The organism is Saccharopolyspora sp. (assembly GCF_017434145.1).
Lineage (GTDB): Bacteria > Actinomycetota > Actinomycetes > Mycobacteriales > Pseudonocardiaceae > Saccharopolyspora_C > Saccharopolyspora_C galaxeae.
In genome coordinates, this window is record NZ_JAFRFW010000212.1 from 1 (window position 1) to 8,026 (window position 8,026).

General features: G+C 71.5%; 9 protein-coding genes and 1 riboswitch. Of the genes, 7 read left to right on the forward strand and 2 right to left on the reverse strand.

What is annotated here, in order from left to right; translation table 11 throughout:
- Positions 1-326: 326 nt before the first annotated feature.
- The 3 genes from IJH84_RS05965 to IJH84_RS05975 all read left to right on the forward strand — a co-directional run bounded on the left by IJH84_RS05965 (position 327) and on the right by IJH84_RS05975 (position 1,597).
- The gene (locus tag IJH84_RS05965; RefSeq protein WP_295141275.1) at positions 327-737 is read left to right on the forward strand and encodes an SSI family serine proteinase inhibitor; all 411 of its coding nucleotides are present in this window, start codon (positions 327-329) and stop codon (positions 735-737) included.
- Between the two features lie 105 nt (positions 738-842).
- A complete protein-coding gene (locus IJH84_RS05970) occupies positions 843-1,268 on the forward strand; it encodes a DUF202 domain-containing protein (RefSeq protein ID WP_295141278.1) in 426 nt (141 codons plus the stop codon).
- Between the two features lie 2 nt (positions 1,269-1,270).
- Entirely contained in the window at positions 1,271-1,597 is a 327-nt protein-coding gene (locus IJH84_RS05975; RefSeq protein ID WP_200073192.1) for a DUF202 domain-containing protein, read from the forward strand.
- 74 nt (positions 1,598-1,671) lie between these two features.
- Here the strand turns inward: IJH84_RS05975 and IJH84_RS05980 are convergent, their stop codons facing one another.
- Both IJH84_RS05980 and gcvH read right to left on the reverse strand, forming a co-directional pair.
- A complete protein-coding gene (locus IJH84_RS05980) occupies positions 1,672-3,033 on the reverse strand; it encodes an L-serine ammonia-lyase (RefSeq protein WP_295141283.1) in 1,362 nt (453 codons plus the stop codon).
- 26 nt (positions 3,034-3,059) lie between these two features.
- Complete coding sequence (gene gcvH / locus IJH84_RS05985) at positions 3,060-3,434, reverse strand: glycine cleavage system protein GcvH (RefSeq protein ID WP_200073194.1); 375 nt, start codon at positions 3,432-3,434, stop codon at positions 3,060-3,062.
- A gap of 140 nt (positions 3,435-3,574) precedes the next feature.
- Positions 3,575-3,665: riboswitch (glycine riboswitch) on the reverse strand.
- Positions 3,666-3,880: 215 nt separating this feature from the next.
- On the opposite strand from gcvH, the gene IJH84_RS05990 reads away from it, so the two are divergent.
- From IJH84_RS05990 to IJH84_RS06005, 4 genes are all read left to right on the forward strand, one after another.
- Entirely contained in the window at positions 3,881-5,260 is a 1,380-nt protein-coding gene (locus tag IJH84_RS05990; RefSeq protein WP_295141290.1) for a glycoside hydrolase family 30 beta sandwich domain-containing protein, read from the forward strand.
- Between the two features lie 103 nt (positions 5,261-5,363).
- Positions 5,364-6,479 carry an alanine dehydrogenase gene (gene ald / locus IJH84_RS05995; protein ID WP_295141293.1) on the forward strand — a complete coding sequence of 372 codons (1,116 nt, stop codon included), beginning with the start codon at positions 5,364-5,366 and terminating at the stop codon, positions 6,477-6,479.
- Positions 6,480-6,827: 348 nt separating this feature from the next.
- The gene (locus IJH84_RS06000; RefSeq protein ID WP_295141295.1) at positions 6,828-7,403 is read left to right on the forward strand and encodes a hypothetical protein; all 576 of its coding nucleotides are present in this window, start codon (positions 6,828-6,830) and stop codon (positions 7,401-7,403) included.
- Between the two features lie 93 nt (positions 7,404-7,496).
- The coding region (locus tag IJH84_RS06005; RefSeq protein WP_295141299.1) for an ATP-binding cassette domain-containing protein at positions 7,497-8,026 on the forward strand (530 nt) is incomplete at its 3' end.

Sequence of the window (8,026 nt, forward strand, 5' to 3'; positions counted from 1 at the left end):
CGACGCGTCCGGCCAGGTCCGCGGGCACCGGCTGCTGGACCGCACGTGGGGCGCCGAGGGCGGCGAGCTCGGCCCGTCGATGCGGTTGCGCCGCCACGCCATCCACGACAAGTACGCCGAAGTGCTGGAGTCGCTGTACTCCTGACTTGCTCACCACCGAGTGGTGGCAGCCGATCGGCATCGCCGCCGTTGATCACTGATGGTCACCGAAGCGCCACCGGGGGAACCTCGATTCGGTGATCTTTGAGTATTGGTGCGGTTCGGACCGGGAATGTGCCGATACATCTGAGCGGACACTTCCCCGAATCCCCGGAGGCGCACCTGACATGGCTGCCACCAAACTGACCCGCACCCTGCTGCTGACCGCACTGCTCACCGCCACGTCCGTGCCCGCGGGAGTGGCCAACGCGGCCCCGGACGCGGCTGAGCGCAGCGCTTTCACGCTCTCGGTCGGACCCGAGAACGGCGTCGAAACCCCGCGCACGACGCTGCTGAGCTGCGACCCGGCGGGCGGCACGCACCCGCGGGCGGACGCCGCCTGCGCGAGCCTGCGGGACGCGGGCGGGGACTTCCACCGGCTCAGCCAGAACCACGCGGCCACCCCGTGTCCGATGGTGCTCAAGCCCGTCGTGGCGACCGCGCACGGCAACTGGCAGGGCAAGCCGGTGCACTTCCGGCAGGAGTTCGGCAACGAGTGCGTGGCCGCGGCGAAGCTGGGCGCGGTGTACGACTTCTGATCCCGGCGCACGACGACCCCGCGCAAGGCTTTCGCGCGGGGTCGTTCGTGTGTGCGGCACCACTACTCGACCGACTGGCCACACTGGACGTATTACCGTGACGGCATGGCCGCAGAGCAGCACGAATCCGCCGGGAGACCGGACGGGCAACGGGAATCGTCCGCTTCTCGGTGGCCGCAGCGGCTCTACGGCACGGGCACCGAACCCGATCCCCGCTTCACCCTCGCCAACGAGCGGACGTTCCTGGCGTGGATCCGGACGGCGCTGGCGCTGATGGCGGCCGGGGTCGGCGTGGAGGCGTTGAACGCCGCGGCCGCGACGCAGAGCCCGCTGCGCACCGCCCTTGCGGTGTTGCTGCTGCTGGCGGGGGTCGTGTGCAGCGTGGCCGCGTTCGGGCGCTGGGTGCGGCTGGAGCGCGCGTTGCGCACCGGCGCACCGCTGCCGTCGCCGAAGCTCGCGCCGTTCATCGGCTACGGCCTCGGCGCGATCGGCGTGGCTTCGTTCGTCCTGCTGCTGATCACCGGGTTCTGAGCGTGCCGCACGAGGAGCCCTGGGATCCCGGTTTGCAGGTCGAGCGCACCACGCTCGCGTGGTTGCGCACGATCATGGCCTTCGTCGCCGGGATGGCGGTGCTGCTGCGGCTGATCGCGCACCGCAGCGCAGTGGCCGCCGCGGTGTCCGCTGCGGTGTTCCTGCCGGTGGCAGCAGTGATCGCGTTCCTGGCGTGGCGCCGCCACCGGCGGGCCGAACGCAACCTCCGAGCGGACGAGCCGCTCCCCGACGGAGTGCTGCACGCCGGCGTGACCGCTCTGTCCCTGGTGGCCGCAGCCACCGCACTGGCCTACGCGCTGATCCTGTAGCGGACCGCCGCGGTTTTTCCGCGGACCATCCAGCGGAACCGCTGGCCTGCGGTGAACGACCCGCCCCCGAAGGCTCAGCACTCGATCACGTTCACCGCGAGACCGCCGCGGGCCGTCTCCTTGTACTTGACCTTCATGTCCCGGCCGGTGTCGCGCATCGTGCGGATCGCCCTGTCCAGCGAGACGACGTGGCTGCCGTTGCCGCGCAAGGCCATCCGCGCGGCCGTGACCGCCTTGACCGAGGCGACCGCGTTGCGCTCGATGCACGGAACCTGAACCAGACCGCCCACCGGATCGCAGGTGAGACCGAGGTTGTGCTCCACCCCGATCTCCGCGGCGTTCTCCACCTGCCCCGGCGTCGCGCCGAGCACTTCGGCGAGCCCGGCGGCGGCCATCGAGCACGCCGAACCGACTTCGCCTTGGCAACCGACCTCGGCACCGGAGATCGAAGCGTTCTCCTTGAACAACACCCCGATCGCCCCGGCCGCGAGCAGGAAGCGCACGATGCCGTCCTCGTCGGCGCCCGGCACGAACCGCGCGTAGTAGTGCAGCACCGCGGGCACGATCCCCGCTGCACCGTTGGTGGGCGCGGTCACGACCCGCCCGCCCGCGGCGTTCTCCTCGTTCACCGCCAGCGCGAACAGCGTGAGCCATTCCATCGGGTCGTCCCGCTCGGTCAGGCTCGCCCGCAGCGTCGCCGCGCGTCTGCGCACCTTGAGCCCACCGGGCAGCACCCCGTCGTTGCGGGAGCCGTTTTCCACGCACTCCTGCATGACCGACCAGATGTGCAGCAGTCCCGCGCGCACCTGTTCCTCGGATCGCCAGGACAGCTCGTTGGCCAGCATCACGTCGCTGATCCGCGCGCCGGATTCCGAGCACTGCTCGAGCAGTTGCGCACCGGTGCTGAACGGGTGCCGCAACGGGGTCTCGTCCGGTTTGATCCGGTCCGCGCCCGTGGCGTCCTCGTCCACGACGAAACCGCCGCCGACCGAATAGAACACCGCTTCGCGCAGCGGGCCGGACTCGCCGAGCGGCCCGTGCGCGCTGAAGCGCATCCCGTTCGGATGCAACGGCAAGGATTTGCGCCGGTGCATCACCAGATCCTTGTCGGGGTCGAACCGGACCTCGCGCGCACCGTTGAGCAACAAGCCGCCGCCGGAACGCACCTCGTCCATCCGGTGCTCGACCGAGGACGGCTCGACGGTCTCCGGGTCGTGGCCTTCCAGCCCGAGCAGCACCGCCTTCGGGCTGCCGTGGCCGTGCCCGGTCGCGCCCAGCGAGCCGAACAGCTCGGCCCGCACCCGCACCACCTGGTCGAGCAGCCCGTCGCGGTGCAACCCCGCGACGAACCGGCCCGCCGCCCGCATCGGGCCGACGGTGTGCGAGCTCGACGGCCCGATGCCCACCGAGAAGAGGTCGAAGACACTGATCGCCATGGCCTGCCCCTTCCGGCCTGGCTCGGCTACTCGCCGCTGGTGAACGCGGCGTATTGCTCGGCGGTGAGCACAGCACCGGTGCTCTCCGCACGCACTTCGAGCAGCCAGCCGTTGCCGAACGGGTCGGCGTTGACCGCCGCCGGGTCGTCCACGACGGCCTCGTTGACCGCTACGACCTCACCGGTCACCGGGGCGTACAGGTCGCTGACGGACTTGGTGGATTCCAGCTCGCCGCAGGACTGGCCGGATTCGATGCGTTCCCCGGTCTCCGGGAGCTGCACGTAGACGATGTCGCCGAGCGCTTCAGCCGCGTACGGCGTGACACCGATGCGGACCACGTCACCGCGGTCCTCGATCCACTCGTGCTCTTCGGTGTAGCGCAGCTGCTCGGGCAGGGACATGGAGGCTCCTGAAGGGCGTCGTGGGCACAGTCGTGCCCGGGTCCTGGGCCTCCCCCTCTGTTGCGGAACCTGAGAGCTTCACCGCCGCAGGCGGCTTGCACCGTGGGTGCGGCGCCGGAGCGCGCGCTTTCCAGAGTCGCCTCGCCCGAGCGGTCATGGTGCCTGAGAGTTTGCGGGGAGAGTTTGCTCCTTCGGCGCCCTGCTGCGCAGGGTCTCTCCCGCCCGGGTTCTGCGGCGGTATGCGGTTGTCGCGTGTGCGGCAACGATAAACGCACCGCTGCGGCTGGCAAAGCCCCTCCCACCGGACCGGGCACGCCCGATGGTCGGTGCGCAGGTGCCGCCGAACGGCGCTAGCCACCGCGAGATTGGTTCAACCACCCTGGTCGGGAACCGATCGACGGGAGGTTCCGGTGCGCGGAACTCGCAGGTCAAAGCTTGCTGCGCTGGTGTTGTCGGCGTTCGCGCCGGGTCTCGTGCTCGCGCCTGCGGCGCACGCCGAGCCGTCGGTCGGCGTGTGGCTGACCACTCAGGACGGCAGGCAGCTCCTCGCGCGACAGCCGGACGCCGAGTTCGGCTCGGGCGGCGGGCATCGCACGATCACCGTCGATCCGGGCGAGACCCACCAGACCATGACCGGGTTCGGTGCGGCGCTGACCGACTCGTCGGCGGCGTTGATGAACGCCTCGCCGCGGCGCGACGAACTGCTGACCGAGCTGTTCGACCAGCGCGAGGGCATCGGGCTGACCGCGGTGCGGCAGGTGATCGGCGCCTCGGACTTCGCGCGCGAGGTCTACAGCTACGACGAGGTGCCTCCGGGCCAGGACGACTACGACCTGTCCGAGTTCTCCATCGCGCACGACGAGGCCGACATCCTGCCGCTGCTGCGGCGCGCGAAGGAACTCTCGCCGGAGCTGAACACGGTCGCCACGCCGTGGAGCGCGCCGGGCTGGATGAAATCCGGCGGCTCGATGATCGGCGGCGAACTGCCCGCGCAGAACTACCAGGTGTTCGCCGACTACCTGGTGAAGTTCGTGCAGGCGTACCAGCGGGCTGGTGTGCCGATCGATGCGCTGACCCCGCAGAACGAGCCGCTGAACACGCAGGAGTCCTACCCGGGCAGCCCGATGGCACCGGACGCGCAGGCCGCGTTCGTCCGCAACGACCTCGGGCCGAAGCTCGAGCAGGCCGGGCTGGGGACCGAGGTGTTCGCCTACGACCACAACTGGGACGACGTCGACTACCCGAACCAGGTCCTCGATGCCGCCGCGCAGTACACCGACGGCGCGGCGTTCCACTGCTACGGCGGCGACCCGTCGGCGCAGTCCGCGGTGCACGAAGCGCATCCGGACGCCGAGATCCACCTGACGGAGTGCTCCGGCACCGAATCAGCCGACCCCGCGAACACCTTCCGCGACACATTGGCCTGGCAGGCCGACAACCTGATCATCGGCGGCACCCGCAACCACGCGAGCAGCGTGCTGCTGTGGAACCTGGCGCTGGATCCCGCGCACGGGCCGGTCCTGGACGGCGCCTGCACCGACTGCACGGGAGTGACGACCGTCGATGGCGGGGACGTGCGCTACAACGCGGAGTACTACGCGCTCGGGCACGCCAGCAAGTTCGTGCGGCCGGGGGCTGTCCGGGTCGGCTCGAACGACCTCGGCGAAGTCCGCAACGCCGCGTTCCGCAACCCCGACGGCTCCATCGCGCTGATCGCGCACAACCCGACCGGTGGCGAGCAGACCTTCACCGTGTCCGCGCAGAACCGCGCCTTCGACTACACGTTGCCCGCGGGCGGGCTGGCGACCTTCAGCTGGCCGGGCTGAGCCCTTCGCGCGGCGCGTCCACCGCGCCGATGGCACCGCGGCGACGAGCACGGGCGCGGCGTCCCGGCGGAGGATGGTGGCAGCCACGCGGAAGGGAGCACGGGTGAAGATCGCGGTGCCGCAAGAGATCAAGAACCACGAGTACCGAGTGGCGTGCACCCCGGCAGGCGTGCACGAGCTGCGCGCGCACGGCCACGAGGTGTTCGTGCAGGCCGGCGCGGGGTCCGGCTCGTCGATCCCGGACGAGGACTACCTCGCGGCGGGGGCGGAGCTGGTCGGTTCGGCGGACGAGGCGTGGGCAGCGGGCGAGCTGGTGCTCAAGGTGAAGGAGCCGGTTCCGGAGGAGTACCCGCGGCTGCGCGAGGGGCAACTGCTGTTCACCTACCTGCACCTGGCCGCATCGGCCGAGCTGACCGGGGCGCTGATGCGCGCCGGGGTCACCGGCATCGCCTACGAGACCGTGCAGGCATCCGGCGGGAACCTGCCGCTGCTGGCGCCGATGAGCGAGGTCGCAGGCAGGCTGGCCCCGCAGGTCGGCTCCTACGCGCTGCTGCGTCCCAGCGGCGGGCGGGGTGTCCTGCCCGGCGGTGTTCCCGGAGTGGCGCCCGCGCGGGTCGTGGTGATCGGCGGCGGGGTCGCGGGGCTGAATGCCGCGACCGTCGCGCTCGGCATGGGCGCGGACGTGGAACTGCTGGACACCAACGTCGACAAGCTGCGCGACATCGACCGCGACTACCGCGGCGGCATCCGCACCGTGGCCTCGAACCGGTACACCGTGGAATCCGCGGTGCAGGCGGCCGACCTGGTGATCGGCGCGGTGCTGATCCCCGGCGCGAAAGCCCCGAAGCTCGTCTCGAACGAGCTGGTGTCGCGGATGAAGCCGGGCAGCGTGCTGGTGGACGTGGCGGTCGACCAGGGCGGTTGCTTCGCCGATTCGGAGCCCACCACGCACGACGCCCCGACCTACCGGGTGCACGACTCGTTGTTCTACTGCGTGGCCAACATGCCGGGCGCGGTGCCGAACACCTCGACGCACGCGCTCACCAACGTGACGCTGCCGTACGCGCTGCGCATCGCCGATCACGGGTGGCGCGCGGCGTGCGCGGCGGACCCGGCGCTGGCGGGCGGGCTGAACACGCACGGCGGGAAGCTGGTGAACGCAGCGGTCGCGGAGGCGCACGACCTGCCGCTGACAGATCCGTCCGCGGTACTGGACTGACGGGGGTACTGGACTGACGGGGGCGAGAACCCCGGAGCGCTGCACGGAACGTATGGGGCGGCCCGCTCAACCGGCCTGGGGGTCACCGGGAGCGGGCCGCCAACACCAGTGTAGGCCACGAACGCCTGATTTCCGACGACGCGGAGCGCGTCGGCGACTCGAATCGGCAGCCGAATCGATAACCACCCGAAGGAGTGAGTTCGACGCGTCCGGGTGCAGCTCGGCCGGACACCTGCCGATGGGAGGGCGCGAAGATCGGCCGCGGGCGCCCGCGCTCGGCGTACCGGCCGCGACCCGGCCGGACGCGAAGGGCCGACGATCGGGCCCGAGAATACGGGGGAGCCCACCGTGGACGAGGCGAAGATGCGCGAGGCCGTCCTGGACCGGCTGGCGCGACTGGACCGAGTGGCCGCCGACGGCGGCGCCGAGGCCCTGCTGCCGGTGACGCGTTCCGAGCTGCGCCGCCTCACCGAAGGTCTCCGCGCGCTGTTGGCCCGGCACCAGCCCGATCTCGACGGTCACTGCCCTGCCTGTTCGGGAACGCTGCGCAGCCGGCGGTGGCCGTGCGAGGTGTGGCTGGTGGTGCACCGCCAGCTCATCGGCGACCGGTCCGGGCAGGCGACGGCCGAACCCGCCCCGCAGTTCCCGCCGCCCGAGCACGACCCCGAGCAGGACGCCGGGGATGCCGCGGACTCCGGCGAGACCGGCGAGATCCCGATTTGGCCGCAGTGGCACGACGACGAAACCGGCGAGCCCGGCACCGCATCGCCGGGGCCGGAGTTCACCGCGCTCGCGCACGATCCGCGCCCCCACCGCTTCCCGCCGGTCGGCGGTCACCTGGAGTTCGACCGGGTGCCTCGCAGCCGCACCGCCGCGTCCGGCGCGGAGCGGCAAATCTCCTGGCCACCGCACCGCGGCGGCTGACCCGCCCACGCCTGGACGATCACCGCTGCACCGTCAGGCAGGATGGTGGCCGCGCCGAGCACCGGCGCGCCAACGGCGACGATGGAGGAGCGTGTGCACGACGGCAGCGGCCGGATCCTGGTGCAGCACCTGAGCAAGAACTTCGGCCAGGTCGGCGCGGTCCGCGACCTCAGCTTCGCGGTCGAGCCCGGGGTGGTGACGGGGTTCCTCGGACCGAACGGTTCCGGCAAGACGACCACGCTGCGCATGGTGCTCGGGCTGGTGAACCCCACCGAGGGCTCGAGCACGATCAACGGGGTGCCGTTCGCGCAGCTGCGCAACCCCGCCACCGTGGTGGGCGCGGTGCTGGAGGCGCAGAGCTTCCACCCGTCGCGCACCGCGCGCAACCACCTCCGCGGCTACGCCGCGGCGATGAACGTGCCGGACCAGCAGGTCGACCACGCGCTGGAACTCGTCGGGCTCACCGGCGCCGCGGGCCGCGCCGCGGGCGGGTTCTCGATGGGCATGCGGCAGCGGCTGGCGCTGGCCACCGCGCTGCTGGGCGATCCGCAGGTGCTGATCCTGGACGAACCGGCCAACGGCCTCGACCCGGAGGGCATCGCGTGGTTGCGCAGCTTCCTGCG